This is a genomic window from Streptomyces sp. NPDC002181, assembly GCF_042890485.1.
Classification (GTDB): Bacteria; Actinomycetota; Actinomycetes; order Streptomycetales; family Streptomycetaceae; genus Streptomyces.
In genome coordinates, this window is the sequence record NZ_JBIASC010000007.1 from 1 (window position 1) to 25588 (window position 25588).

Genomic DNA, 25588 nt, shown 5'->3' on the forward strand with positions numbered 1-25588 from the left:
CCCGCGGAGCGGGTACCTGAGCGCTGCGCGCTCAGGAGTGAACGGCCTCGCTGCGCTCGGCCGAGCGCCTTCGGCGCTGGCTCCTCCGCTTCGCTCCGGAGCAGGAAGACCGCCTCGCTTCGCTCGGCGAGCTCGGCTTCACCGAGCTATGGCCCGGCCAAAGGCCGGGGTGCTGCGCTTCGCTTCGCACCTGGTTCTGGTTCCGCTGCGCTTCACCAGAACGAGGCCGGCTTCGCCGGTCCCAGGGGCTCCCATGCTCCGTATCGGAGGTGACTCCGTTTCACGGGGTCCGGGACTTCAGTCCGTTGGACGGGTCCGCTCTGCTCCCCCACCCCGGTCCTTCCGGCTTCGCCTCCGGGACTACCCGCTTCGCGGGTGGCTAGCAGCAGCCGGGGGTGGTGTATGCCGGTCCAGGAGCCTGACTGCCATGGCCGCCGAGAAGCCCTCGGACGCTCCCCCTGGCCGAGCTCGGGGTGATCTGAACATCTAACACGCGCTGATGGCCCGCACCCTGTTCTTGGGTCCGGGCCATCAGCGGTTGCGGCGGTGGAGGATTCGGCCCGTGGAACAAAGCACAGTCACTATTGTCCCGGCGGCCGGACCGCGCTCCGAGGTGCACTGCCATTTCCCTGGTGGGACGCTGGGCAAGAGGGCCACCTGGCACTCCCATCTGGTTTGCCAAGCGGGCGTCGGTGGCCAGAGCCCACACCGCGAGGTTGAAATGAATTTCGGAACGCTCATGGCAGCCACGGCCTTGCTCGCCCCCATTCCATTCCTGGGGACGGCGGCGCCTGCATCTGCATCTGTAAATTCAATTCACATAGTCCAAGTCAATGGCTCAGTGCAGGCCGCCGAAAAAGGCCGTGCCGTCAAATTCCGATCACATTCGGAACACTTTGACCGAACGTTTCGCCTGACAAGCGATTCCCCGAAGGACGAATTTACGCAGACCGTTTGCTCACGTGGCGGCACGTCTGGCGAAGCGAGGGCTGAGCTGCACGTCACGCTACAGCTAATGCCTGACAGAAGTGTCCTCGCGGTAGAAAGACTGCGACTGTACGAGGAGTCGGTCTGCTCCAATGGGGACCAAGATGGCGAAGATTGGGTATTCGACAGCGTCCGTCCGGGGACATCGCGAATAGGAACGGATCTTTATGCGCAAAATAAGGACGAGATGTGGTCCGACGACTTCGCCTACGCTCACGTCACTATTCACCATGAAGTCAAACTTCCGGCGATCCTGGAGCAGTGCAAGACCAAATGCCGAGATAAAATTTGACGAGGATCGGGTTCGGCACATTCTTTCGCACCGATGTTCGCAGTCGTAGGAAAGCGGCCCAGACATGCCGGCGAATACCGTCTTCATCCTGAACCCCCGGTCTCGCCCTTGGCCAACTTCATGGCACCGCCTAGGGCCTTTCCTTCGGATCACCTCGCCGACCAGATGAAGATGGCGGCAAGGTGGAGTCCGGCGAGGTAGATGGTTGCGGTTTCGTCGTTCGTAGCGGGTAGCAAGGTCGAGCCACCGATCGACTGGCAGCGCCACCACGCCGGCGTACGTGCCCTCGTGTTCGACCGGGGCACAGCCGTGGACGAGATCACCCCTGGGGTGACCGTGCACAGCGCCGACATCGGCGGGTGGCTGCACCGGCAGCGCGAGGCCTGGACCGAGCTGTCGCAGGAGCAGTGCGCCCGGCTGGCCGAGCTCGGAGGGCGCGCCCGAGCCGGCCCCGACCAAGAGCGGCGCCGCGGCCGCGGCATAGGAACGGGGCGTGGCCGCCGCGCGCTACCGCGCCCGTGATGGCACCCTGAAGCGCGGTCTCCCGCGGGCATGTAGAGAGTCCCGCGCTTCGCTCCGGACTGGTCCGGGATTCCGCTTCGCTCCACCCCGACTGGGTGACCCTGTTTCACAGGGTCCGGACCTTCGGTCCATTGGGGCGGCTCCGCTTCGCTCCACCACCCTGAGCCCTTACGGCTTCGCCTCCAGGACCAAACCCGCTCCGCGGGCGCCAGCAGCGCTGTCAGTGGTACCGGTTAGCGTGCCCCTGGCGGGGTCGGCACCGAGGCATCCAGCACCGGAAACCCAACGGCAGACCTCCCGGAACTGCACGGGGGCGGTCACGACCTAACCGGCGGCCGGGGAACAAGGGCCCAGCTACAGGCCTACCAGGACCAACCCCGCCACCCAGGCTCGGTAGGCTGTTCGCGCCGCGGCGGGGAAGGTAGCGCAGAGGTCGACGCACCCTCTAGCTAAGAGGGAAGACGCCGGTTCAAATCCGGCCCACCCCGCCGCGTGCACTCTCGCCATGCTTCATTCTGTGATCTGGATTTAAACGGGAAACCCGTGCCCGCACCCTCCGAGTGGTGGGAGGTCACGTGTCGCACGTATGCAGGAGGGCCCTGGCACCTGACGCTGACACCGCCGCGCCGCGGTACGCAACCCGGCCCGCGGAGTTGGGTCAGGATGCCGGTGCGTCAGCCGCCAAGGCCACAGGCCCGCTTGCGCGGACTCGCAGACTTCAAGCGGGCGCGTCCCATCCCCGTCAACGGCACGGGCCCCCGCCGGGCCGGCTGCGCGGCGGTGGGCGGGGTGGGGTCGGCGTCCAGGAGGGCCAGGGCCAAGGCGGTGACGTCCGCGACACTGCGGGCCCTGACCGTTTCCTGCACGAGGCGGGCGGCGAACGCGGCCTGCCCCTTGACCCTCAGGCCGGCCACCACAGCGGCGATATCGCCCGGTGGCCGGCGCGCGGCGGCCTGGAGGAAGGCGTCCTCGGGTGTGGGGGCGACAGCCTCCGGACCCCCGGGGCGGGCGTGAGTCTCGGTCCATGCCTCGGCCAGGTCCTCGGCCGAGGCCCGGACTTGGGCCGAGGCCGCAGCTGCGGCCCGAGCCTGCGCCTGCGCGCTGTCTCGGGCCGCTTCGGCGGCCTCGATCTCAGACCTCGCCAGGTCCAAGGCCTTCGCCAAGTCCTCTGCCAGGGCCCGGGACTGGGCCTCGGCCTCATACGGGGCTTTGAGCACAGCCTTCAGGAGGCCTATCTCCTGAGTGCGATCTCTCGCCTCCATGTCAGTGGCGCCACAGACAGCACGGCCCTCTGACCAGCACAACAAGCCAGTGCCGGGCCTCCACACCACTGACACCAACCCCGCTGACACGAAACTGAGAGATCGCAACCATATTCACCCCACCCCCAGGGCCTCCGATCGGTCCCGGGCGGGTGCCTGATCTGCGGGTCGGCGTCGGTCAGCGGCCTGTTCGTCTGACGTGCGTCTGGGGCGGTTCCCCCTTGCGCTTCCCGTGTACCGTTCTCCTTGACCGCCCCGGCCCGGGCCGCGACGGAAAGGGCGGAGGGGTCAGCGGCGCAGGGTGACGGGCAGCGCCTCCAAGCCGCGCAGCATCATCGTGTTGCGCCAGCGCAATTCGCGCTCCTGGCAGGCCAGGGTCATTCCGGGGAAGCGGGCGAGGAGCGCGGAGAGCGCGATCTCGGTCTCCAGCTTGCCGAGCAGGGCCCCGAGGCAGCGGTGGATGCCACCGCCGAAGGCGAGATGGCCGGCGTCCTGGCGGTCGAGGACGAGGCGGTCGGGGTCCTGGAAGCGCGCCGGGTCGCGGTTGGCCGCGCCGAGGGACAGCAGCACGAACTCGTCCTGCGGGATCTCCACCCCGCCGACGTTCACCGGCTCGGTGGTGAAGCGGGTGGTGGCCATGCAGATCGGGGAGTCGTAGCGCAGGAACTCCTCGACGGCACCGGGCATCCGGGTGAGATCGGCGCGCAGCCAGGCGGCCTGGCCGGGATCGCGCATCAGCGCGAGGCAGGAGGTGCTCAGCAGGTTCACGGTGGTCTCGTGCCCGCCGATCAGCAGCAGGGCGACCATGCCGACGATCTCGTCGTCCGTCAGCTCCCCGCGCTCGCGGGCTTCCAGCAGCTCGGTGAGCAGATCGGCGGGACGGTCATTGCGGCGGATGCGCCGGTCGGCGATGTCCAGGACGTACGAGCCCATCTCCTGGACGGCTCGCCGGACCGCCGCGTGGTCGCCCTCCTGGGTGACGATGGTGGTCGACCACTTCCGGTAGAGGTCGCGGTCCTCGGGCGGGAAGCCGAGCAGTTCGCAGACGACGAGGATCGGCAGCGGGAAGGCGAAGTCACGTACCAGGTCCACCGTGGCGGTGGTGGTGCGGGTCGTGTGGCGCGCGGCTGCCGCGTCCAGCCCGTCGAGGAGTTCGAGGGTGATGCGCTCGACCATCGGCCGCATCGCCTCGACCCGCTTGCGGCTGAACGCCGCCTGGACAACGCGGCGGAGGCGGGTGTGGTCGGGCGGATCGCTGCTGAGCATGTGGGTGATCTCGGCGCCCAGGTTGACGCCCTCGACCCGGCTGTCGGCCAAGGCCTGGGCGCGCCGCACATCCTGCGCGAAGCGGGGGTCGATGAGCGCGGCCCGGACATCGGCGTAGCGCGGGATGATCCACAGCCGCAGGCCGCCGTCGCTGTGCAGCACGGAGACCGGGGCCGATTGCCGCATCCTGGCCAGGGTCGGGTACGGGTCGCTGAGGAACGTCGGCGGGTTCTGGCGCGCTTCCGTCGCCTCGGGCTTGTCCGGCCGGTGGTTCTCCGGCCGGGGACTGTTCGTCCGGGGTGCTGCCGTAGCTGTGGTCATGATGTTTCCTGTCCTCACCGGCGCGGCCGGCGCCGCGGGCGGGGTGCCGGGCTCGGCACCCCGCTACGGCGCTGCTCGGGCTCACTGCAGGGGCGACTACTTCTTCTCCTTGTTCTTCTTCGTGCGGGTGGTGCAGGCCGGCGCCGGGTCGTTCGGCCGGACCGGGACCGCCTTGTCCAGGGCGGCCTGGGTGTCCGGATGAATGATGAGCCCGCGCTCCCGCTCAGTGGCGCTGATGGGGTCGACGCGCAGTCCGTGACGCTTCATGGGGTTGACCTTTCTTCGGCTTCTTCGGTGTGGTGGACGGGGTGGTGCGAGCCGGTCCGCCCGCTGTTGCGGTGGTCGGCGGTTCTGGGGGAGGCGCGCAGCGTGTCGTCGGCGTAGCGCACCATGGCGGCCCAGGCGGCGGCGTATCCGGCCGGGTCACGGCCCACGTCGTGTCCGCCGCCGAGCCACCGGACGCGATGCGGGACGTCATGGCGCCGCAGCGCGGCGAGATAGCGCTCGATCTGTTCCGGAGGGCACTTCTCGTCGTCTGCCGAGGCGGCGAGGAAGAGCGGGCCGCGTACGCGGCTCACATAGGTCATCGGGCAGGCCGCGCGATAGCGGTGTGGCACCTGCTCGGGGGTGCCGCCGAAGAGGCGGTCGTCGACCTCCCGCAGCGCCGGCGTCGTCGCCCGGTACGCCGCCGTGTAGTCGGCCACCGGGGCGACGGCCAGCCCCACGTCCCACAGCCGGGGCTGGACGCCCATCGCCAACAGCGTCAGATAGCCGCCCCAGGAGTAGCCGCACAGGCCGGTACGGCCCGGCTCCGAGACTCCCGCGTCGATGAGGTGGCCGCGCACCGCGGCGAGGTCTTCGAGCTGGGCGAGGCCGACCCGGTGGCCGAAGTCGTCCCGCCAGCGGGGGCCGTAGCCCGTCGAGCCGCGGTAGTTGGTGCGCACCACGGCGAACCCGGCTCGGACCAGGGCCTCGGTCCGGGCGTCATAGGCGTCCCGGTCGTGGGTGTGGGGCCCGCCGTGGACGAGGAAGACCGTCGGCCAGGGGCGGTGGCCCGCCCTGCGGCCGGGCGGGGTGGCCACAAAGCTGTGGATCTGCCCGTACGGCCGACGTGTCCACAGCTCGCGGCGCCCGGATCCGGTCGTTCCGCCGGGCGCCGTGCCGCGTGACGCCGTCGTGGAGCGGCCGGGACGTTCCGGGGGTTCCGGGTGCTCCGCACTTTCCGGGCTTTCCGGGTGGCAGATCAGTGGCCGGGGCAGTTCGCCGTCGCGGCTCCACAGGCAGTGGACCGTGCGGTCGGGTGCGCAGGAGAAGTCGATGATCGTGCCCTCGGGCGTGGGAAGCACCGTCGTCGTACCGCGGTCGAGGTCGGCGCGCAGCAGGCGGCTGCGTCCCGCCCGGTCCTGCTGGACCAGCGCCGTGCGGCCGGGCCCGTACCAGCAGGCGGTGATCTCCGTATCGAAGTCGAGCGCGGAGCCGGGACCGTGCGTACGGATCCCCTCGCCCTGCCGCCAGAAGGCCAGGGTGTAGCGGCCCGCGCGTTCGAGGACGAGCAGCAGTTCCGGGCGTGCGGTGGTGAGGTCCGGGCGGAAGCCCAGCGCCCACACCGCGCCACCGTCGCCGTCCCCCGCCGCGCCGGGGATGGCGTCCACGAGGACGCCGGAGGCCGGTGACCACAGCCGGACCGCGGCCGGTCCGGCCGGGCACCCCGCGGTGGCCAGCAGCCGGCCGCCGGGGGCCAGGCCCGCCACTGCCGCATAACCGGGCTCCTCGGCCACCAGGCGGGCGCGCTCACCCGGTCGGCCGAGGTAGTACCGCGAGTGGTCCGCGACCCCGACGCCGACGGCGGCGAGGCCGCTGCGGGGGTCGAAGGCCAGGCCGTGCATCCGCCCGGCCGGTACGCCGTCGAGCGCCGGGCGCGGGTGGCCGCCCTCGAACGGCCCGCGCAGCCAGCGGCCTTGACCGTCGGCAGCGCCGTCGAACCACCACAGGCCGTGGCCGTCCGGCTCGATGGCGGCGGTCTCCACACCCAGCGGTGCGGTGGTCGCCTGGCGGCGCTGACCCGTCGTCAGATCCCAGGCCACGATCTGCGGGAGACCGTCCACATACCGGGTCTCGACCGCTCGCCGCCCGTCGCGGGCTGCGAAGGACGGGACGTGCACCGCCGTTCCGATACTGCCGCTCATCGCCGTCCCTCCCTTCGTTGGTGTCCGCTTCCACCGCCGGTGGCCTTGGCTGTGGTGGGCTCCGACGGCCATCACACTGCCGGACGGGCGGGCTGCGTGGCAGGGAAGAAAGCGCAGCGGCACCGGCAGTGGGCTACTGCCGGTGCCTCCCTGGCACCGGACGGTGGGCGGGCGACAGGGTGCGGGGGCGACCACATGGCCCGGACCCACCGAGGAGAAAGGGGCGACCCGATGACGATCGCGGCGACCCGGCCCAGCGCAGCCCCCGTCCCACCCGGCGGAGCGCCGAACGGCACGGTGAGTGGCAGGCCGAGCCCTGCGCTGATGGCCGTCTATGTCGCGGGCGCGGTGACGGCGTTGGGCACCCAGATGACCATGCTCGCGCTGCCCTGGCTGGTGCTGGAGACCACCGGCTCGGCCACCCGGGCGGGCCTGGTCTTCGCTGGCCAGGTGCTGCCCATGGCGCTGCTCGGCTTCGCGGGCGGAGAGGTCATCCAGCGCCTGGGCGCCCGCCGGACCATGGTCATCTCCGATCTCGCCCGCGCTCCGGTGGTGGCGCTGATCCCGCTGCTGCAGACCCTGGGCGCGCTCAATCTGGCCGTCCTCATGGCGATCGTCGTGGCGCTCGGGGCGCTGGCCGTTCCGTACCACGCGGCACAGCGGGTGCTGGCGATGGAACTGCTGAGCCCCCACGCCCGCTCTCTGGCCCGCGCCAACAGCGCGCTGGCAGGTGTGACGAACGGCTCGGCGTTCGCCGGACCGGCACTCGCGGGCGCGCTGATCCCGCTGGTCGGGACCACATCGGTGGTGTGGCTGGACGCGGCCTCGTTCGCCTTCTCCGGATTGCTGCTGCTGCGCCGCGTCCCGGGAGGGGGTGGCGGGGCCGGAGGGTCCGCGGCCGGGCCCCGCGGCCTGTGGGCGGGGGTGCGGCATCTGTGCGGCGACTGGTTCCTGAGCCGGGCGATGCTGTCCACCGTGGTGTTCGGGCTGATGCTGCGAACTCAGATGATCACCATGCCGGTGCTGGCGTTCGCCCGATTCGACGGGGACGCCAGGGTCGGCGGCCTGCTGGTCGCCGCCTATGGCGCCGGTGGTCTGGTGGGCTCGGTGGCCGCCTATGTGCTGGCGGCACGGGTCGCCCCCGTACGACTCGCCTGTACGGCCCTGGTCTGCGTCGCTCTGCCCCTGTGGACGCTCCTGGTGCCCGTGCCGGCCAGCGTGCTCGTCGTCGCCGTCGGCCTGTCATCGGCCGCCGCGCCCCTGGCGAACGCGCCGCTGATGGGCCTGCTCTCCGCCCGGCTGCCGGACGGCTTCGGGCCCAAGGTGTTGCAGGCCGTGGTCACGATCAGCACCCTGGCCGGGCCGCTGGGCTTCCTGGCCGCGGGCGCCGTGTTGGACCGGGCCGGTGTCGCGGCGACCCTGTGGGGCATCGCCGCGCTCGCGACGCTCGGCAGCGGCAACCTGATCCTGGCCCTGCGCCGCCTCCAGGCCACCGGGGACCCGGACTGACCTGGTCTTCCGAGAAGGCCCCGGTGGACGAGGATCACGTGGCGGCGGATTTCACTTGAACTCAGACCGTGTCATGACGCCAGGGTAGAGAGGACCCCTGACAGTAGGCAGCGCGCAGTTGGGGGTGGACTGAGCCTGACGGGCTGCCCGGCTCGACGGTGAGCGGGGAGGTCAGCGAAATGGAGGCCCCGGGGACGTCGTGACCCCCGGGGCCTGCGTCTTGCCTCCTGGCACCGGGCATCCAGGTGCGGGCGAACTGCTGGAGCCGGGGCCTGACCGAGGGCCGGTCGCCGTCCGGGCCGCGGGCCAGGGCTCGGCGAATGGTCGCACTCGCCGCTGCAGGAGAGTTGCGGGCGTACTGCTGCGCCTGCGGGCGCGTCGGTGTTGTAATCGCGCAGGGCATGGCGAGCAGCAGACGCGCGGTGTGGGGGAGGGCTTGTGGACGCGTTACGACCGAGCGATCCGCGGCGGGTGGGGCGGTACCGGATAACCGGGCGCCTCGGCGCCGGCGGGATGGGCCAGGTCTTTCTGGGGCATTCGCCCAGTGGGCGGCTGGTCGCGGTGAAGGTGGTACGGCCCGAGCTCGCGCAGGATCCCGGATTCCGTCGCCGGTTCGCCCGCGAAGTGGCCGCCGCCCGCAAAGTCACCGGCTTCTTCACGGCTGCTTTGGTCGATGCCGACCCTGACAGCCCGAGCCCCTGGCTTGCCACGGCCTACGTTCCCGGAATGGCCCTGGACGAAGCCATTGCTTCGCACGGCCCCTGGCCGGTGGAGTCGGTACGCGTCCTCGGCGCGGGACTCGCCGAGGCGCTGGAGGCCATCCACGGGGCCGGCTTGGTACACCGGGACCTCAAGCCCTCGAATGTGCTGATCGCGCCGGACGGCCCGCGGGTGGTCGACTTCGGGATCTCCGTCGCCCTGGAGGCCACAGCGCTCACCCGCACCGGCATGATCGTGGGCACCCCTGGGTTCATGGCCCCCGAACAGCTCACGGGCAAGCCCGTGACACCGGCCACGGACGTGTTCGCCCTCGGAGCCGTGCTGATGTACGCGGCCACCGGCATCGGCCCCTTCGGCACAGGCTCCGCGCAGATGCTCAACTTCCGGATCGCGTACGAGGAACCAGACCTCGCACGCTTGCCGTCGCAGGGCCTGGAGGTCATCGCCCGCTGCCTGGCCAAGGACCCCGAACTCCGCCCGTCCGTGACCGCGCTCATCGAGGAACTGGCCGTGGTCCAGAACGAGAACGATCCTCTGACCGAGGTAGCCGCTCCGGCCCGAAACGCCACCTGGCTACCCACGCCCCTCGTCCACGCGCTGCCCACCGCCACCGCCCAGCTCGCCACGGCGCCGTCGGCCGTCCCTCCCCAGCCGACGCCCAAGCCGGCCACGCCGACAGCAACACCAGTTGCATCGCCCTGGTCGCGCCGCCTCGCCACCGCCCCCTTCTGGGCGGCAATCGTGACGCTGGCGCTCGCCATGCTCCTGCCCCCTTACGTTTGGACGGGTTCTGTCCTGGATGCCACGGATGACGCCGGAGCCTGGCTGCTCATTGCGCCGGCCATGCTCGGCATCGGCAGCTCTGTGACGGCGATCGCCGTCACGCGCCGTGATCCAGGGCTTGCCCGGCAGCACTGGGCCCGGGCCCTGCACATCGTCGTGGCCGTCATCAGTACCGCGGTGTGCTTCTTCGGCCTGTTCAATGGGATGTCCCAGGGGGGCCTCGGAGTCGTGGGATCCGGCGGGTATATGTACGCCGCCGCGTGCACGATGCTGATGTACGGCGCGTTCCGGTTCCCCTCTCCGAAGGCTGAGCCGTAGATCGTCGCGCCGACAGTGCGCGCAGGACTTTGACCGCCCGGTCCAGTGCCCTACGGTGCCGGGGCGTTGAGGTGCCGGCAGTGGGCCCGGTGGCGAAGCCGATGGCATCGCCCTGGCCCCACCTGTCCTGACCATGGGTGGAACCGAAACCTGGTAGGCAGTCGTTGACGCCAGCACGCACACTTGACGCTCCGTGCAGAGTGATCACACTCGGGGGAGCGCCCGGCAGGCTGCGAGGCGGTCCGCCGGGCGGGGCTCCCCAGGGGATGGAGAGAGATGGCAGGTAGTCAGGTAGCGCTCAGCGCGATGGTCGTCCTGCTGGTGGACGCTGAGCCACCGGCTCCGGGGGAGAACCCCGGTGGGGAAGGGCTGGCGGGGCTGATCGTCGCGGTCCTGGAGTGGGTGGGCTGGACCGCCGGCATGGGAGTGATGGGAGTGCTGGCCTTCCTCGCCGGGGGCACGTGGATGTGGGGCCGGGTACCGAAGGCCACCGGCGAGGAGAGGCGCCGGGTCCGATAGGGCGGCGTCGTCCTCGCCAGGCCGAGATTCTGTGGCGCAGGTGGGGTCGCCGCTCAGGGCCCACGTGATCCGCACCCTTCGCATCGGCCAGGGACTGGAGCTGGGTATGTGGCCGCTGCCAGGTGCCGTTGCGCTGCCATCGGCGGAACAGGTCGTGGGCCCGGCCCAGGGCTCGTGCTCGACGGGCACGTCCCGCCACGGAACACCGGTGCGGACCCGGAACCGTCTGCCGTCGATCAACTACCGGCTAGACCAGAGGGGCGGCCGCCCTGCCCTGGCCCCCTTTGGCAGCAACGACTCCAGTGCCGCCCAACGACACCGAAACGCAGGGCCGGACTGGCTCGGGGTGGTACGCAGCGGAGCCCCGAGCGGGGCTGCTTCGCAGCCCTCTGGACTCTCGCACTGCACTCGGGCGTGGCGCCTCGGCGCCTGCCCCTCCGCTTTGCTCCGGGGCAACGAACTGCCTCGCTTCGCTCCGGAGGTTCGGGATTCGCTGTGCTCACCCGAACGGCTCGCTGCGCGGGCCCGCTCTTGGCTTGCGGAGTTTCTGAGCCGGCCATGAGCTCTGCAGGAAAAGGGTTCGCTCTGTCGCGGTGCTCCATCTACGGTCTTCGCCAGTGGGAGCAGCAGCTCCCACTGGTTGCGGAGTCGTGGCAGAGCGGCCCATTGCGATCGGCGTGAGGAAGGTCCTTCTTGCGCCGACTGACCGGGTACTGGGCGGGCCTGCCTCCCCGGTCCGCGGGTTCGAATCCCGCCGACTCCGCAACCCTCAGCAGAGCTACCTGGGTGACCCCGTTTCAGGGGATCCGGGACTTCGGCCCATTCGGCGGGTCCGCTCCGCTCCCCCACTGTGGACCCTTCCGACTCCGCCACCGTGCGGGCGCCATCGCTGCAAGGTCTGGCCATGTGAACGGGTGGAATCGCGAAGGCCTCCCTTCCTGCATTTCGCGCAAATCTTCGAATCGCCCGTATGAAGAAGATGGCGGCACCAAGATAACGACCATGAAGAGTGCAGAGGAACACCCCTCGCCCGACAAGACACTGCAACACGTGTCGCGATTGGTGGCCGCAGAACATCAGGCAGCCGAAACACGGTCTTCCCACGACACTCGGCGCAGGATCCGCCACCTCGAAGCCTGGCTCGTAGGAGTATTGGCCCTGACCGCCACGATCACCTCTGTGATCGCATATCGGACGCTCAGTGAGCTCATCGCGCGGGTTTCCCAACTAGGGTTCCAAATTTCGGATACCGCTCAGATCATTACGGCTGCCAGCACTCTGACCACTGCGATCGCCGCCGGGATCGCCGCCATCCTGAAGGCATACGCCCTCCTGATAGGCGCACGTGCTGACGTCATAAGGGCGAAGGCCGGGCTACCACCCGCCAACGAGCCAAGCGCTCAGTCATCAGAAGAGGAGCCACGCGCATAGCACCCCCGCACCTCAACCGAGTGCGTCCGCCTTCGTGTATGCATCCTGCCCCTCCGGCACCGACCCAGAGCGACTGCTCTGCGGCCGGCTGAACAGGGCCAGACAGCAGCGACTGCTTCAAAGCACCCTCACGCGTCGGGTCACCGATCAGTTGCCACTTCCTGCCTCGATTCAGTCCGCCGGGCCCCTCGGCCAAGCCGCCGGCCCCAGGTCGAACGCCCGGTGGCTTGCCGCCCGCGCACTCGGCATCTGCACGTGCGAGTCGACAGCAGTTCGCACCAGACGCGCGACAGACCGCAGATTCGATGGCATTCAGCGCGGGTGGCGAAGCTCGCGCAGTCCGCGGCAGCCGCCTCTTCTTCCGCGGGTGCGGACAGCCCTGTGCCAGAACGGGTTGGTTCCTGACCCACGCGAGCCCGTAGTAGACGGTGGCGTGTCGCCCATCTTGGCGCTGCGGGCTACTGTCTCCGCAGGTGAGGGGGAGGGTATGGAAGACGTTTTCGATCTGAGCGGCAGGCCTCCGCAAGGGTGGATGCACGCGATATTCGGGGGTGGGCCCTACGGCGAGGACGTCGGCCGGTGCATTCCCGGGCCGCCCGCTCCCGAGAGCATCACGGTCCCGCTGCCGGAGGGGGGCGAACACGTGTATCGGCTCTGGAAGGTCGGCTCTTGGTCCGATCCGCTTGACCCCATCGCCGTCTACAACGACGTCGGGCCGGTGGCTGCTCCACCACTGTCGGAGTTGGAGAAGTCCTGGCTCAGGCGTCGCGCAGGCCAGTAGGCGCGCAGAGCCCGTTGTCCTGGGCTTCGGCTTTCAGGCGGCTGTGTAGTCGGGGAGGCGGATCGGTTCGGTGCGGGTGTTTTCCGGGGCACTGGCGGCCAGCATGTCGAGGATCTCCTGGGTGGGGGCGGGCAGGAAGAACCGCTCGGCGCCCTCGCGGCCGAGGGCCTGGTGTTCGGTCACGTAGGGGCGCATCTGCTGCTCGTACGCGGCGAAGGCGGTCGTGTGGTCGTCGCGGTGGGTGGCGAGTTCGCCGGCGAGGAGGTAGGCGCCGATGAGTGCCTGGGAGGTGCCGCGGCCTGAGGTGGGGCCGGCGCAGTAGCCCGCGTCGCCGAGGAGCACGATGCGGCCGGCCGAGTAGGTGTCCAACTCGACCTGGGCGTTGGCGTCGAAGAAGAACTCCTGCGTGGCGTTCATCTCCCGCAGGAGACGTGGCACCTCCCAGCCCTCGTCGGCGAAGCGCTCGGCGACGATGCGCTTGTGTGCCGCCGGGTCGCGGCGGTCGTACTCCAGGTCCTCGGCGGCGAAGTGGAAGGCCGCCCGGGCCTCGGTGTTCGCGCGGGCCGTGAAGATGTTGGCGGCCCTGCCGGGGGCCGTGTAGAGGCGGCCGGTGTTCTGAAGGCCGAGGTAGTTGTCCAGGTTGAAGATCGCCGTGTAGATGCCGAGGTGGCGGACGAACTCCTCCTCGGGGCCGAAGGCGAGCGCGCGGGTCTTGGAGTGGAGGCCGTCCGCCCCGACCACCAGGTCGAAGCGGCGGGGCTCGGCGTGTTCGAAGGTGACGAGGACGCCGTCGTCGTCCTGGTGCAGGCCGGTGATGGAGTCGCCGAAGACGTACTCGGTGGTCTCGCGGGTGGCCTCGTACAGCATCCGGGTCAGGTCGCCCTTGAGGACCTCCAGGTCTCCGGCGAAGACCGCCGCCGGCAGGGTGGCGTACTGGCGGCCTTCGGCGTCCACCAGGGCCGCATCGCCCATCTCGGTGTCCAGGGCCCGGATCTGCTGGAGAAGGCCCATGCGGTCCAGGACGTCGAGGGCCTCACCGCGGAAGTCCACCGCGTAGCCGCCGTCACGCAGCTCCGGGGCCCGCTCGACGATCGTGGCGGTGAAGCCGTGGCGGTGCAGCCAGTACGCGAGCGCGGGGCCCGCGACGCTGCCGCCGGAGATCAGCACGGTCTGGTTCTTGGTCGTCTCGTTCATTTTCCCTGTCCTCTCTCGGGGTGATGTGTACAACGTATAGGCCGGGAGTGGTTGGGGGAACTGCTGTTTTGGTGAAAGCGAGCTAGTGCTCTAGGGTACGTGTACTAGTGCACTGGGGAGGGTGGGATGACGGAGCGGAAGCAGGCGCCGTACGCGCGGATCGCGGCCGAGCTGCGCGGGCGCATCGAGCGCGGGGAGCTGCGGCCCGGGGAGCGGGTGCCCTCGACCCGGGCCATCACCCAGCGGTGGGGGGTCGCCATGGCCACCGCGAGCAAGGTCCTGGCCCTACTCGGACAGGAAGGGTTGGTGCGGGCGGTGCCGGGAGTCGGGACCGTGGTCGCGGCGCGGCCCGCCGCCGGCCAGGGCCGCCGCCCCGCTGCCGAGGACGACGGCGCACAGCGCGGTCGGATCGTCCGCGAGGCGGTGGCGATCGCGGACGCGGAAGGGCTCGCGGCTCTGACCATGCGCCGGCTCGCCGCGGAGCTGGGGGTTTCCGCGATGTCCCTGTACCGGCACGTCAGCAACAAGGAACAGCTCGTGGTGCTGATGGCCGATGCGGCCTTTGGGGAGCAGGCCCTCCCGGAGCGGCCGCCGCCGCACTGGCGGGAGCGGCTGGAGCTGTCGGCGGCCCTGCAGTGGCGGCTGTACCGGGCGCACCCCTGGCTGGCCGCGGCCATGAACCTCAACCGGCCCCTGCTGATCCCGAACGGCATCCGGCACATCGACTGGGCCCTCGCGGCCCTGGACGGGCTCGGCCTGGACGCCGGCGCCCGCATGCACGCCGCCGTGACCCTCTTCGGCTATGTGCGGGGTCACGCGGTGGACCTGGAGTCCGAGTCCGGTGCGGCCCACACCAGCGGAGTGAGCGGGCAGCAGTGGATGCAGGCTCAGGAGACCCGCCTGGCGGCCCTGGTGGACGGTGGCGCCTTCCCCGCCTTCGCCGCCGCCCGGGCGGACGCCGACCTCTCCCCCGAATCCCTCTTCCACTACGGCTTGGCCGCCCTGCTCGACGGGCTCGCCACCCGCGTCACCGCGCCGCCGAACTGAGCGGCGGCGATCGCGACCCCGCTCAGCGCCCGCGCGGGGCGACGGCCCGGTCGGTCATCCGGTGATGGAGAAGAAGATCGAGCCGTCCTCGGCCCACCACCAGGCGCCCTGCCCGTCGACCCACTCGGAGGACCACTCGTCGAGGGCCTTGGTCAGCTCCTCCAGGTCGTACCGCAGGTCTGCGTCGATGCGGTCCAGCACCGCCCGGTAGGCCTCCACCGCGGGCGCGGCTTTGGCAAGTGGCCAACAGCCGATCTCCGGGGAGCCCTCCAGCGGACGCGGGATGCGGAAGCCGATCTCCGAGGGCGGGCCGCTGAAGACGTACTGCCAGGGCAGCAGGTCGGCGGGGACGCCGGCTGCGCTCAACGCGTCGTCCAGGGCCGAGAAGTAGGTGACGGGGCTCCGGTAGCTGCCCAGGGTGGACGGATCGGAAGCGTTGTGATCGATGATGATCTGGAGGGCCGCGTAGTAGGCGCAGCCGGCGTAGTCGGCGGGGGAGTCGGCCCGACCGGCGATCAGCTCCTCCAGGGCGTCCTGCACCGACAGGCCCCAGTCCACTCCCTGGGCATCGAGGTCGTCCTGTCGGGCCCGTGCCTTCTCCCGCATGGTGCCCAGGCGGCGCATTTCGTCCGCGGTCAGGTCACGGGCGGGTGCGAAGCGGGCGACCTCGCCGCGGTTCGCCATGCTGAAGTTCACTACCTTGCTCATGGGTTCATGCTGTCAGGTGGCACTGACAGCGCCGTCACGTACCTGAGCGGGAGCCGTGATCGGCCGGCGCACCCGGTGTCAGGCGTTGACGGGCCGGGTGCGCTGACGGTGAGGAAGGCGTCAGATCGCGTAGACCTGCTGGGCCTGCGGCCCCTTCTGCCCCTGCCCGATCTCGAACTCGACCCGCTGGCCCTCGTCCAGTGACCGGTAGCCGTTCCCCTGGATCTCGGAGTAGTGGACGAACACGTCCGGGCCCCCGCCGTCCTGCTCGATGAACCCGAAGCCCTTCTCCGCGTTGAACCACTTCACCGAACCCTGAGCCATGCCTGTTCCCTTTCACGGCGGGGGCGATTCCGGATGCCGCCCCCTGCCACCGGCAAACTGGCGGAAACGGTCATTGGTCACGGCGCCGCGTCCGACGGGGGCCGGTATGCCGCCCGTTGGAGTATCCGGGTCCCTTGAGTCCGGGGGGCTCGATGGTGAAGCTGGTGCTCGAACGCGCGCGTGACGGGTCGCGATCGAGCCGGTCGCCCGTCGGACGCACGCCGCAGAGCCAATGGAGGCGATCCCATCCCGACCCCGTCGAAGCTCCCGCCGTCCCGGGGAGCCGTGTGGGCGGCGTTACGTCGGCGCGCAGCCCCCGCGTTCCTCACGCTCCTCCTCCTCGTCGCGGCCGGGGACGCCTGGGTGGCCGCCGACGGCTCCGGCCGGGACGCGCCGGAGGGCGCGCGGGAGTACCTCTCGCGCGCGCTGGACCTGATGGAGGCCCATTCCGTACGCCGGGACCAGGTCGACTGGCCCCGACTGCGCCGTGACGCCTACGCGCGTACGGAGTCGGCGCGCACGCCGTCGGACACCTACGCCGCCATCATGGACGCCCTCACGGAACTCGGCGACCACCACAGCAGCTTCCTGACCCCGGTGGAGCGCGCCATCACCCGGCAGGCATCGGAGGACACCTTCACCGGTCTCACCGGCCGTCAGCTGCCCGGCCCGGTGGGCTACCTCTCGCTGCCCGGCGTCGGCGTGGCCCCCGCCGGCATGGACACCTACGTCCGGCAGGGGCGTGCTGCGGTCAAGGAGGCGGAGCGGGACGGGATCGACTGCGGATGGATCGTCGACCTGAGGCAGAACACCGGTGGCAGCGTATGGCCGATGTTCGCCGTCGCGGCGCCGCTGCTCGGTGAGGGGAAGGTGGGTTCGTTCGTCTTCCCGGACGGCAGCAGCACGCCGTGGTACGTCAAGAACCGCAGGCCGGGCCTGAACGGCAAGGAATCCCGCTGGGGGCCCGCCGACCCGGTGGGGAGGCCGGACGCGCCTGTCGCCGTCCTGACCGACGGGAGGACCGCCAGCGCCGGGGAGGCCCTCCTCATCGCTTTCGAGGGACGTCCTGACACCCGTACCTTCGGAACCGCTTCCAGCGGTCTGCCCACCGCCAACAGCGGCTTCACGCTCTCCGACGGCGCGGCCGTCAACCTCACCACGTCCCTGGATGCCGACCGCACCGGCCGGACCTACGACGGGCCGATCCCGCCCGATGAGGAAGTGCCCACGGCCCGCGCCGACATCCGTACGGACCGCGATGAAACGCTGAAGGCCGCGACCCGGTGGCTCCTCGGCCAGGACGCCTGCCGCGGGCTCCGAACGGGCTCATGAGGCGCCGGGGCGGCGGAAGGGGTGGCCGGAGGGGGCCTCGGTGAGCCAGGTGCCGTCGCCCAGCGGAACGAGTTCGTACGGGCTCCTGCGCACCTCCACGGCCAGCTCGCCTCCGACCTTGCCCGTGCGGACGTCGACGAGGTGGTGGCGGAACCACTCCTCCTGTGTGTCCGCGTCCTCGCCGCCCAGTGTGACGAGGGCCGTGTCCGGGGTGAGGTAGCCGCCGGCCCATTCCACGAAGTCCGCCTCGGGGTCGTGTCCGAAGGCCTCCACGGCAAGGGTGAAGAGGACCTCGCCGGTGGGGTGGTGGTGGAAGGCGACGTCGTTCTGCCCGTGGTCGACGGTCATGAACTGCTCTCCGCCCGGCGCCATGGCGATGAGGCAGCGGTCGACCCACGGGTACGTGGTGAACTCCGGCTCGGCGCCGACCGGGGCCGAGCCGCGGAAGATGACGGTGCCGTCCTGGCCCTCCCCGACGTCGAGGTACACGCTGCCGTCGGTCGGGTGCACGAGGTGGATGCCGCCGTGACCCGAGGTCTCCAGTTCGTGGCGGGCGAGGACGGTCCCGCTGTCCGCGTCGTACACGACCCACTGGTCCGACGGTCCGCGGCCCGCCATGACGTCCGGGCGGTAGACCCACACCGTACGGGCGTCCGGGGCGAGCGCGCAGCCGGGACGGTGGCCGTGGGGAGCGTCCGAGTGCGGCTCGAAGGACGCGGTCCATGCCACGTCGCCGGCGGGGTCGAGGGCGACGATCTCGTTCAGGGTGGTGTACACCGCCCTGCGGAGGTCGGGCGAGACCGCCGAGGACACCGCCTCGTCGCCGGCGCGCGGGCGGAACACGGCGGCGGGTGCCAGTTCGCCGAAGCCGGCGGAGGCCAGGTCGTAGGCGTGGATCCGGCCGTCGAGGTGACGTGTGATGACCTGGGGAGTGCGCGGCGGGAGCATCCGGCAAGGCTAGGGGGTGTCTTGTGCCGCAGCCCTTTCCGGTCATGGCTCTGGGAGGGGTGGCCGGGTGGCAGCAGCCGATCGCCGGCCGGTAATCCGGTCGACATCGGGAGCGTGGCCGCGTTGGGTGGAGGGCATGCCGGAACTGCGTACCGATCGCCTTCTGCTCCGCCGGTGGCGGGAATCCGACCTCGGGCCGTGGGCGGCGATGAACGCCGATCCCGAAGTCCGCGAGCACCTGGGGGCACCGCTGAGCCGGGAGCGCAGCGATGCCTCGGTCGCTGCCATGGCCGCCGCGTTCGACGAGCGGGGCTTTGGGTGGTGGGCGCTCGAAAGCCGGGAGAACGGTGCATTCGTCGGCCGTGCGGGCCTGGACGTCGTGGACGCGGGCATGCCGTTCTCGGGGGTGGACGTCGGGTGGCGGCTGACGCGTTCGGCGTGGGGGCACGGTTACGCCACCGAGGCCGGTCTGGCGTGTCTGGCCTTCGGTTTCGGGGCGCTCGGACTGCCGGAGATCATCGCGACGACGACCGTCGGCAACGTCCGTTCCCGGGCGGTGATGGCCCGGATCGGCATGACGCGGGATCCTGACGGGGACTACGCGGATCCGAGCGTGCCCGAGGGGCCGTTGCGCAGTTGTGTGCTGTACCGGATCTCGGGGCCGGTGCCTGCGGGGACAGCCGGTCCATGACGCGTGACGACGGCCGCCCCGGCCTCACCACGTTCCCGGTGGTCTCCGTGTGGGGCCGTCGCCCCTGAGCGGTGCGTCGGTGGCGAGGGCCGGGTCGATGCGGCGGTGGCCGGCGTGGACCTGGCGGATGACGGCGGCCAGTTCGCGGGCGGAAAGCGTCTTGAGGACGAAGCCCCTGGCTCCGTGGGCGAGGGCGCGCTCGACCTGGCCGGGCAGGGCGTGACCGGTGACGATCATGGTCTTGCAGGCCGGGAGGAGCTCCGTCAGCCGCTCCACCACCGCCAGCCCGTCCCGGCCCGGCATCCGCAGGTCCAGTACGGCGACGTCCGGCCCGTGGCGCAGTGCCTGCTCGATCGCTTCGGGTCCGGTGGCGGCCTCGGCCACGATCTCCAGGTCCTCCTCCAGGGCGAGCAACGCGGCGCACGCGGCGCGGATGAGGTGATCGTCGTCGGCCAGGAGGACGCGGATCATCGGGTTCGCGGGCAGATTTTGCCCGGCCATGACGTTCATGACTCGATCTTTGGGTCCCTGTCCCGGTCCGGGCAGTGCGAGGGCTCACCGCTTCGCATGACAGATGTCATGGCACCCGGGTGGGCCGCTGGTGCGCGACGGGCTCCTTGGGCCGGGTGGGGCCCTTCTCCGGGGTGTTCCGGCGTGGCCGGGGCGGAGGGCCCGGGCCCTCCCGGAATCTGGGGGTGCGGGGCGCCGCCCCCTCCCTCGGTACTCCCTCCCCCCGACAGGTACTGAACGCCGGTGGATCGGCTTCGGTCCCTGTCCCTTCAGTCACTGCATAAACCTGCAGGTCAGCGGGGTGCCGCCGGTGGTCCAGGGACTGAAGGGACCCAACTTTCCAGTTATGAGCCAGATATGAACTACCAGGCTTCTTATATGCCTGCGCGCATACACGCACGCACGTAAAGAGCGGAAGTAGTGATTCTGAGTCCCTTCAGTCCCTGCATGGCGAGGTCCATCGCTCTGACCTGCGTCTTTGTGGAGGGACTGAAAAGGGAGGGACTGAACGGGGGTCGGAGTGGTTCAGTACCTGTCCCGGGGGGCTTCCGTCGGCACGGGTTCCTTGCGTCGCGCTTGAGGACGGCTGGAGGGAGGCGGCGGGGGTCGGAGGAAGCGCCGCGACACGCCCGGGGTGGCAGTGGATTCGAAGACGGAACTTTTCCGGACGAACCAGGGTAGAACTTCAGGGACTGAGGGACTGAAGGGACTGAACTCTCGATATGGCGAAGCCTGCGGCCTGAGGCTCCTCGGTCCCTGCGGTAATCTCCGCGATAGTGAATCTTCAGTCCCTCTGGTCCCTGAGGCGCAGGTCAGCCAGCCTGTACGCAAGGGACCGGGCCCGGGGACACGAATAGCCGCCCCCCAGACCTCGTCAAGGAAGAGCCAGTGCTGGTCCAATCCGAGAACCCGCGCCCCGGCGCGACCGGAGGGACGGCCCTGGACGTGGCGGCCTGGCTGGCCGCGCGGGGCTACCCGGTGCACCCCCTGGCACCGGGGGCCAAGACGCCCGCCGCGAACTGCCGCGAGTGCACGGGCCGTCGCCACTCCCCCGAGGCCTGCCCCTGTCATGCGGAAGGCCGTTGGTGCCACGGGTTCCACGCGGCCACCACCGACCTGGACACCCTGCGCGAATGGTGGCGCAGGCAGCCGGAGTTCGGCATCGGCGTGGCCTGTGGCGCCGCCGGGCTCGTCGTCATCGACGTGGACGCTCACGCCGGCGAGCTGCCCGACCGGCAGCGGCTGCTGCCCGGCATTCCCATCGACGACCGCGTCGACCTGACCGGACTGCAGAGCGGATTCGACACCTTGGCGCTCCTGGCCGCCCACCGGTCCCGGCCCGACCCGTGCGAGGACACCTCGACCCTGCGGGTCCGTACGCCCTCCGGCGGGATGCACATCTGGTACCGGGCGCCCAAGGGCGCTCCCCGGCTGCGGTGTTCCAGCGGGTCGAGCTCGCGGGTCGCGCTCGCCTGGCAGGTCGACGTACGGGCCGACGGGGGCTACATCGTGGCGCCGACGACCCGTACGGCCGCCGGTGTCTACGAGGCGCTTCCCGGGGCCCGGCTGCCCGCGCCCCTGCCGTTGTGGCTGACCGCCGAACTCGTCCGCACGGGGCACGCGGACTCCCCCGACTCCCCCGCGCCTTCTGCCCGCCCTTCTGCGGCCGTTGCGGCCCCGGTGGCTTCCCCCCTGCCCGGGAGGTTCCGGGAGGCCGGGAGACGGCTGCTGAGCGGGCTTCTGGAGGAAGTCGGCTCCTGCGGGGCGAGCCCGTCCGGAACGGCCTTCAGCGAGAAGCTCAACCGCGCGGCGTTCACCGCGGGCGGCCTCGTCGCGGGCGGCCACCTCGACGCGGCGGAGGGGCGTTCGCTCCTGCTCGAAGCGGCGGACCGGGCGCGGCCCCACCAGTCGCGCCGCAACGTCCTCATCGTCGACTCAGGGCTGCGCGCCGGAAGCGATCGGCCGATCCATCCCAAGGAACGCACATGAGCAGCGCCAAGAGCACGGGGTTCAACGCCCAGGCGGCGGCGGAACAGCTCGCCGCGTTCGGCACCGAGACGCCGGCGGAGCCGGGCGTGTCCGCCGACCCCGTCGCAGGGGCCTCGGCGCCGCCCGCGGCCACGGCTTCCGCCGTGTTCGCCGCCGCGGCGGCGCGCGGCAAGCGCCGGCTGCCCGCCCAGCAGAACGCGGGCCCGGTCCCGGCCGGCGGGGGCGCCGCCGACTTCGTCCAGACCGGCCTGCTGCACAACCTCAGCGACCGCGGCAACGCCAAGCTGTTCGCGCACCTGCACCACGACCGGTTCCGGCACGTGGAGGGGCTCGGCTGGTACGTCTGGGACGAGTACCGCTGGAAGCGCACGGGCGGCGAGAAGGCCGCCATCTGGGCGGCGGGCGACATGGCGGAGGAACTGCCCGTCCACGACCCGCGCGGGATTTTCACCGACCGGGAGCTGGCCCAGCACCGCAAGCGCTCGATGTCCACCTCGGGCGTCAAGGCCATGCTCACCCAGGCGAAGGCCTCCCCCGAACTCGCCCTGGACCCCGACACCCTGGACGGCGACAAGTACGCCCTGTGCACTCCGGCGGGCGTCGTGGACCTTCGTACGGGCGACCTGCACAAGCCGGATCCCACGCGGGACCTGCACTCGCGGGCGACCCACCTGGCGCCCGAGGCGATGCCGACGCCCCGGTTCCACCGCTTCCTCGACGAGACCTTCGGGGACGACGAGAAGGGGCAGGAGATGATCAACTTTCTTCATCTCCTGCTCGGCTACTCCATCACCGGCGACGTCGGCGGGCAGGTCCTGCCCTTCCTCTACGGCGTCGGCGCGAACGGCAAGTCCGCCCTCCTCGACGTCGTCATCAAGATCCTCGGGGACTACGCGGACGTGGCGCCGCCCGGCTTCCTGATGGAGCGCGGCAAGTTCAACGAACACTCCACGGAACTGACCGAGCTGCACGGCCGCCGGCTGTTCGTCTGCAGCGAGCTCAAGCCGCACGACAAGTTCGACGAGGCCCGCGTCAAACTGCTGACCGGTGGTGACCGGCTCAAGGCCCGGCGGATGCGGCAGGACTTCTTCAGCTTCGAGCCCACCCACAAGCTCTGGCTGCTCGGCAACCACCGTCCCGAGGTGGGCACCGGCGGACACGCGTTCTGGCGCCGGATCCGGCTCATCCCGTTCGAGAAGGTCGTCCCCGACCACCGGAAGATCGACAACCTGGCGGAGACGCTCGTGCAGGAGGAGGGCGCCGGGATCCTCCACTGGATGATCCAGGGGGCCAAGGCCTACCTGGCGGCCAAGCCGGCGCTGACCGGGCCGAGCGTCGTGCGCAGCGCCACGCAGGCGTACGCGACGACCGAGGACCACATCGGGCGCTTCCTCGCCGAGTGCTGCACCACGGGTGGCGCCGACCTGCCCGAACCCCGCGACCTCAAGGTCGAGCAGGGAGCCCTGTACCGGGCGTACAGTGCCTGGTGCCTCGACGGCGAGGGGCTGAGGCCCGCGACCACGCGCGCGTTCGCGACACGCATCCGCGCCGAGGTCGGCGTCGCCTCGCCGAACGAGATGCTCCGTTCGAACGGGCAGAAGTTCTACCCCGGACTGGCTCTCCTGGCCGATGAGGAGCAGACTCCGCGCGAGGCGAACAGGGCAACCACGACGTGATCGGACGATGGGTGATGCCGCCCCGGGGTGGGCACGCCTACGATGGACAAGGACGATGAACAGATCCACCACCCGGCAGCGGCCCGCAGGACCGTGTCGTATACCGGCATCGGCGCCGCCGCCCGCGGCGTGGAGGGACCAGGGGCCCCACCGGGCCCATGTGATCGAGGAGGGACCCAGGCCATGAGCTCGCTACTGACATCAAGCGATCTCGCCCACGAGGACAAAGTGGTGTGGCTGGAGGACCCCGAAGAGCTCGACTACGTGCGTCAAGCCCTGGACAAAACGCCCCGCCGCCGGGGCAAGCCGCGCTACCACCGCGACGGGCGCATGATCGGCTTCACCGAACTCGGCGACACCGCCGAGGCGGACCCGGACAGCGGTCTGCAGAAGCGGCGCGTCTTCTACCTGCTGCCGCACGACCGGGATGCCGAGCCGCACGGTCTGTACCGGGAGGGCGCGCCGGGCGAGGCCGTCGATCCGCGGACGATCGGGCCGCGGCAGGTGGGCAGGAAGACCGAGCGTTCGCAGCGGGGGCTGTCGGCGCCGACGGTCGCCTGACGTCCGGATTCCCGGCTGGGGTTTTCGGGCGCGGGTTTTCGGGCGCGGGGTTTCGGGCGCGGGCTCGGGGTCCGAGCCTGTCCGGGCTTCCGGACTGTTCGTTTCCGTTTTTGTTTTCTGATTCCGTTTTTCAGTCCCTTGAGTCCCTCCGGTCCCTGTCCGGGCTTCTGCTCAGGGCCGGGACGGGGCGGGAAAACGGGGCTCGTGGCCTTCCGGATCGGCTGGTGGGTCCCCGGTCCCTTCAGTCCCTTCGGACCCTTCTGAGTCGAAGCTCAGAAGTTGTCACCAGCGCGACCGGCTGAGCTGGTGAACGGGGGCGGTCGAAGCAGCCTCGTTGTCACATACGAGGCATCCGACTTGTCACAGGCGCTCATTCGGCAGTCGTTCTGTAACCGGAAACGAAGATCGAGAGCTTGAGGTCAAGGTCGGGACCGGGCGGTCAGGAACGCCAGATACCGGCTGAAGGCTTCGTTGCTGTCGGGGGTGAAGCGCCACTCCAGCAGGGCCGACCGCAGCTCCGGCTCGGTCAGCCAGCCATGCCAGGCGACCTCATCGGGATCGAGGACCACGGCGTCCGGCACCACGGCTTCGTGCACGCCGAGCCAGTGAGGGCTCAAGCCGCTACGGTTGATGAACGTGAACAGCAGGCGCGGCAGCGCACGAATGCCCAGCTCTTCGGTCAGCTCCCTCGCGGCGGCCTGTTCATAGGACTCGCCGACATTTGCGGCGCCACCGACCTCGACCTCATAGAGCCCGGGGAAGCGCGATACCTGCTCTGACCGTCGGTGGACGAGGATCCGTCCACGCTCATCACGACACACCGTCACGGCGACTCGGTGGAGCCAACCCTCCCGGATGGCCTGCCGGCGGCTGACCACCATCCCAAGTACACGATCTTGATCGTCGACACGCTCCACCAGTTCATCCACGACGCACACCCTGGCAGAGCCCACTGACAACGCCGCTTCTCCGAGCCCGCAGAGGCCGACCCAGGAGAACCGGAACCAAGAGGCCGGACACGGAGACCACAGTCGTGGCCTGTCTCGCTCAGGCTCAACCGCCCACAACACCGGCGGCGACAACCAGACTGCCTATATGACAACCATCGTGCTTCGGCTCACCTTCAGTCCCTGGGGGCGTCCGGTCGCGGCGGTCCTCAGAAGGCGAAGTCGACGTAGTCGATGTCGGTGAACTCCACCAGCAGACCGCCGGCGCGGGCGCCGTTGTCCTTGAAGTAGATCTCCTGGAGGCCTTCCGCGGCGATGGCGCGCAGCTGTGCCTCGCCCGCGCCGGCCTCCTGGGCGGCGAAGAGGCGGCCCGCGTACTCCGGCGGCAGGTGCTGGGTGATGCGGCGCATGCGGCCGTCGTCGGTGGTGCCGGGGGCGGCGGTGAAGCCGAAGCGGGCGCGGGTCTCGATGACCAGGCCGGTCGTCCGCGCGGCCTTCATGCGGGCGCGCTTGCGCACCAGGGGCTGCCAGCGCCGGCGTACCTCGGACTCCAGGCGGGCGGCCAGGGCCGGCTTGGGCCGCCTGATCTGGTCCCTGACGTAGCGCTCGACGGTGCGCTGGGAGATGCCGAGCAGGCGGGCCGCCTCACGGGTGGACTTGAGCTGCTTGACGAGGAAGCGCATCTGGGCACCCGCCGACTTGGGGACGGGGCGGGTGAAGTGCAGCTCGTCGGCTCGGGTGAGGCTGTCGTCGATCTCGGGCAT

The 25588-nt window shown here is 70.6% G+C and carries 22 protein-coding genes, 2 tRNA genes and 1 pseudogene; 14 read left to right on the forward strand and 11 right to left on the reverse strand.

Annotated features, from left to right (window positions below; genetic code table 11):
* The first annotated feature begins 562 nt into the window (after window positions 1-562).
* The 3 genes from ACFYXV_RS18895 (at window position 563) to ACFYXV_RS18905 (ending at window position 2289) form a co-directional block, all read left to right on the forward strand.
* On the forward strand, window positions 563-1279 hold the full coding sequence (locus tag ACFYXV_RS18895; RefSeq protein WP_389383507.1) for a hypothetical protein: 717 nt from the start codon (window positions 563-565) through the stop codon (window positions 1277-1279).
* Between the two features lie 201 nt (window positions 1280-1480).
* Window positions 1481-1801 (forward strand): helicase associated domain-containing protein, encoded by a 321-nt coding sequence (locus tag ACFYXV_RS18900; protein WP_389383508.1) that lies wholly within the window; start codon window positions 1481-1483, stop codon window positions 1799-1801.
* A 415-nt stretch (window positions 1802-2216) separates the two neighbouring features.
* A tRNA-Ser gene (locus ACFYXV_RS18905) sits at window positions 2217-2289 on the forward strand.
* A 186-nt stretch (window positions 2290-2475) separates the two neighbouring features.
* Here ACFYXV_RS18905 and ACFYXV_RS18910 read toward each other — a convergent pair.
* The 4 genes from ACFYXV_RS18910 to ACFYXV_RS18925 all read right to left on the reverse strand — a co-directional run bounded on the left by ACFYXV_RS18910 (window position 2476) and on the right by ACFYXV_RS18925 (window position 6836).
* Window positions 2476-2964: a hypothetical protein gene (locus tag ACFYXV_RS18910; RefSeq protein ID WP_389383509.1), complete on the reverse strand. Its 489-nt coding sequence runs from the start codon at window positions 2962-2964 to the stop codon at window positions 2476-2478.
* Window positions 2965-3351: 387 nt separating this feature from the next.
* Entirely contained in the window at window positions 3352-4650 is a 1299-nt protein-coding gene (locus ACFYXV_RS18915; RefSeq protein ID WP_389383510.1) for a cytochrome P450, read from the reverse strand.
* A 96-nt stretch (window positions 4651-4746) separates the two neighbouring features.
* Complete coding sequence (locus tag ACFYXV_RS18920) at window positions 4747-4917, reverse strand: hypothetical protein (RefSeq protein WP_383352132.1); 171 nt, start codon at window positions 4915-4917, stop codon at window positions 4747-4749.
* A complete protein-coding gene (locus ACFYXV_RS18925; protein ID WP_389383511.1) occupies window positions 4914-6836 on the reverse strand; it encodes an alpha/beta hydrolase family protein in 1923 nt (640 codons plus the stop codon). Before ACFYXV_RS18925 ends, ACFYXV_RS18920 begins: the two co-directional genes overlap by 4 nt.
* A 324-nt stretch (window positions 6837-7160) precedes the next feature.
* Between ACFYXV_RS18925 and ACFYXV_RS18930 the strand changes: the two genes are divergently transcribed.
* The 5 genes from ACFYXV_RS18930 (at window position 7161) to ACFYXV_RS18950 (ending at window position 12116) form a co-directional block, all read left to right on the forward strand.
* Entirely contained in the window at window positions 7161-8345 is a 1185-nt protein-coding gene (locus ACFYXV_RS18930; RefSeq protein ID WP_389383512.1) for an MFS transporter, read from the forward strand.
* A gap of 438 nt (window positions 8346-8783) precedes the next feature.
* Window positions 8784-10166, forward strand: coding sequence for a protein kinase (locus ACFYXV_RS18935; protein ID WP_385474464.1), 1383 nt, complete (start codon window positions 8784-8786; stop codon window positions 10164-10166).
* Between the two features lie 276 nt (window positions 10167-10442).
* Window positions 10443-10685, forward strand: coding sequence for a hypothetical protein (locus ACFYXV_RS18940; protein ID WP_389383513.1), 243 nt, complete (start codon window positions 10443-10445; stop codon window positions 10683-10685).
* Window positions 10686-11329: 644 nt separating this feature from the next.
* Window positions 11330-11448, forward strand: a tRNA-OTHER gene (locus tag ACFYXV_RS18945).
* A gap of 239 nt (window positions 11449-11687) precedes the next feature.
* A complete protein-coding gene (locus ACFYXV_RS18950) occupies window positions 11688-12116 on the forward strand; it encodes a hypothetical protein (protein WP_389383514.1) in 429 nt (142 codons plus the stop codon).
* Between the two features lie 814 nt (window positions 12117-12930).
* Here the strand turns inward: ACFYXV_RS18950 and ACFYXV_RS18955 are convergent.
* Entirely contained in the window at window positions 12931-14091 is a 1161-nt protein-coding gene (locus tag ACFYXV_RS18955) for an FAD-dependent monooxygenase (protein WP_389383515.1), read from the reverse strand.
* 126 nt (window positions 14092-14217) lie between these two features.
* Here ACFYXV_RS18955 and ACFYXV_RS18960 point away from each other — a divergent pair, with 126 nt between their 5' ends.
* On the forward strand, window positions 14218-15138 hold the full coding sequence (locus tag ACFYXV_RS18960) for a GntR family transcriptional regulator (protein WP_385474456.1): 921 nt from the start codon (window positions 14218-14220) through the stop codon (window positions 15136-15138).
* Between the two features lie 54 nt (window positions 15139-15192).
* Here ACFYXV_RS18960 and ACFYXV_RS18965 read toward each other — a convergent pair whose 3' ends face one another.
* Both ACFYXV_RS18965 and ACFYXV_RS18970 read right to left on the reverse strand, forming a co-directional pair.
* Window positions 15193-15846 (reverse strand): hypothetical protein, encoded by a 654-nt coding sequence (locus ACFYXV_RS18965; protein ID WP_389383516.1) that lies wholly within the window; start codon window positions 15844-15846, stop codon window positions 15193-15195.
* A gap of 120 nt (window positions 15847-15966) precedes the next feature.
* Window positions 15967-16170, reverse strand: a complete 204-nt coding sequence (locus tag ACFYXV_RS18970; RefSeq protein ID WP_383349791.1) for a cold-shock protein — start codon at window positions 16168-16170, stop codon at window positions 15967-15969.
* Window positions 16171-16455: 285 nt separating this feature from the next.
* Between ACFYXV_RS18970 and ACFYXV_RS18975 the strand changes: the two genes are divergently transcribed.
* A complete protein-coding gene (locus ACFYXV_RS18975) occupies window positions 16456-17502 on the forward strand; it encodes a S41 family peptidase (RefSeq protein WP_389383517.1) in 1047 nt (348 codons plus the stop codon).
* Here ACFYXV_RS18975 and ACFYXV_RS18980 read toward each other — a convergent pair.
* Entirely contained in the window at window positions 17497-18450 is a 954-nt protein-coding gene (locus ACFYXV_RS18980; protein ID WP_389383518.1) for a hypothetical protein, read from the reverse strand. The two genes, ACFYXV_RS18975 and ACFYXV_RS18980, sit on opposite strands and share 6 nt — an antisense overlap.
* A 136-nt stretch (window positions 18451-18586) precedes the next feature.
* On the opposite strand from ACFYXV_RS18980, the gene ACFYXV_RS18985 reads away from it, so the two are divergent.
* Complete coding sequence (locus tag ACFYXV_RS18985; protein WP_389383519.1) at window positions 18587-19141, forward strand: GNAT family N-acetyltransferase; 555 nt, start codon at window positions 18587-18589, stop codon at window positions 19139-19141.
* A gap of 51 nt (window positions 19142-19192) precedes the next feature.
* Here the strand turns inward: ACFYXV_RS18985 and ACFYXV_RS18990 are convergent.
* Window positions 19193-19612 (reverse strand): annotated as a pseudogene (locus ACFYXV_RS18990) (response regulator); the annotation flags it as partial.
* 927 nt (window positions 19613-20539) lie between these two features.
* On the opposite strand from ACFYXV_RS18990, the gene ACFYXV_RS18995 reads away from it, so the two are divergent.
* The 3 genes from ACFYXV_RS18995 to ACFYXV_RS19005 all read left to right on the forward strand — a co-directional run bounded on the left by ACFYXV_RS18995 (window position 20540) and on the right by ACFYXV_RS19005 (window position 23877).
* Window positions 20540-21640, forward strand: coding sequence for a bifunctional DNA primase/polymerase (locus ACFYXV_RS18995; protein WP_389383520.1), 1101 nt, complete (start codon window positions 20540-20542; stop codon window positions 21638-21640).
* Window positions 21637-23316, forward strand: coding sequence for a phage/plasmid primase, P4 family (locus ACFYXV_RS19000; RefSeq protein WP_385474448.1), 1680 nt, complete (start codon window positions 21637-21639; stop codon window positions 23314-23316). Before ACFYXV_RS18995 ends, ACFYXV_RS19000 begins: the two co-directional genes overlap by 4 nt.
* Before the next feature lie 183 nt (window positions 23317-23499).
* The gene (locus ACFYXV_RS19005) at window positions 23500-23877 is read left to right on the forward strand and encodes a DUF6009 family protein (protein WP_030872546.1); all 378 of its coding nucleotides are present in this window, start codon (window positions 23500-23502) and stop codon (window positions 23875-23877) included.
* 419 nt (window positions 23878-24296) lie between these two features.
* Here ACFYXV_RS19005 and ACFYXV_RS19010 read toward each other — a convergent pair whose 3' ends face one another.
* Window positions 24297-24806 (reverse strand): NUDIX hydrolase, encoded by a 510-nt coding sequence (locus ACFYXV_RS19010; protein ID WP_389383521.1) that lies wholly within the window; start codon window positions 24804-24806, stop codon window positions 24297-24299.
* A 227-nt stretch (window positions 24807-25033) separates the two neighbouring features.
* Window positions 25034-25588, reverse strand: coding sequence for a telomere-protecting terminal protein Tpg (gene tpg / locus ACFYXV_RS19015; RefSeq protein ID WP_389383522.1), 555 nt, complete (start codon window positions 25586-25588; stop codon window positions 25034-25036).

Bases quoted from the DNA above. Each gene is read 5' to 3' on its own strand.
- ACFYXV_RS18900 (WP_389383508.1), top strand. From the start codon at position 1,481: ATGGTTGCGGTTTCGTCGTTCGTAGCGGGTAGCAAGGTCGAGCCACCG.
- ACFYXV_RS18915 (WP_389383510.1), bottom strand. From the start codon at position 4,650: ATGACCACAGCTACGGCAGCACCCCGGACGAACAGTCCCCGGCCGGAG.
- ACFYXV_RS18920 (WP_383352132.1), bottom strand. From the start codon at position 4,917: ATGAAGCGTCACGGACTGCGCGTCGACCCCATCAGCGCCACTGAGCGG.
- ACFYXV_RS18925 (WP_389383511.1), bottom strand. From the start codon at position 6,836: ATGAGCGGCAGTATCGGAACGGCGGTGCACGTCCCGTCCTTCGCAGCC.
- ACFYXV_RS18930 (WP_389383512.1), top strand. From the start codon at position 7,161: ATGGCCGTCTATGTCGCGGGCGCGGTGACGGCGTTGGGCACCCAGATG.
- ACFYXV_RS18940 (WP_389383513.1), top strand. From the start codon at position 10,443: ATGGCAGGTAGTCAGGTAGCGCTCAGCGCGATGGTCGTCCTGCTGGTG.
- ACFYXV_RS18950 (WP_389383514.1), top strand. From the start codon at position 11,688: ATGAAGAGTGCAGAGGAACACCCCTCGCCCGACAAGACACTGCAACAC.
- ACFYXV_RS18955 (WP_389383515.1), bottom strand. From the start codon at position 14,091: ATGAACGAGACGACCAAGAACCAGACCGTGCTGATCTCCGGCGGCAGC.
- ACFYXV_RS18960 (WP_385474456.1), top strand. From the start codon at position 14,218: ATGACGGAGCGGAAGCAGGCGCCGTACGCGCGGATCGCGGCCGAGCTG.
- ACFYXV_RS18965 (WP_389383516.1), bottom strand. From the start codon at position 15,846: ATGAGCAAGGTAGTGAACTTCAGCATGGCGAACCGCGGCGAGGTCGCC.
- ACFYXV_RS18970 (WP_383349791.1), bottom strand. From the start codon at position 16,170: ATGGCTCAGGGTTCGGTGAAGTGGTTCAACGCGGAGAAGGGCTTCGGG.
- ACFYXV_RS18980 (WP_389383518.1), bottom strand. From the start codon at position 18,450: ATGCTCCCGCCGCGCACTCCCCAGGTCATCACACGTCACCTCGACGGC.
- ACFYXV_RS18985 (WP_389383519.1), top strand. From the start codon at position 18,587: ATGCCGGAACTGCGTACCGATCGCCTTCTGCTCCGCCGGTGGCGGGAA.
- ACFYXV_RS19000 (WP_385474448.1), top strand. From the start codon at position 21,637: ATGAGCAGCGCCAAGAGCACGGGGTTCAACGCCCAGGCGGCGGCGGAA.
- ACFYXV_RS19005 (WP_030872546.1), top strand. From the start codon at position 23,500: ATGAGCTCGCTACTGACATCAAGCGATCTCGCCCACGAGGACAAAGTG.
- tpg (WP_389383522.1), bottom strand. From the start codon at position 25,588: ATGCCCGAGATCGACGACAGCCTCACCCGAGCCGACGAGCTGCACTTC.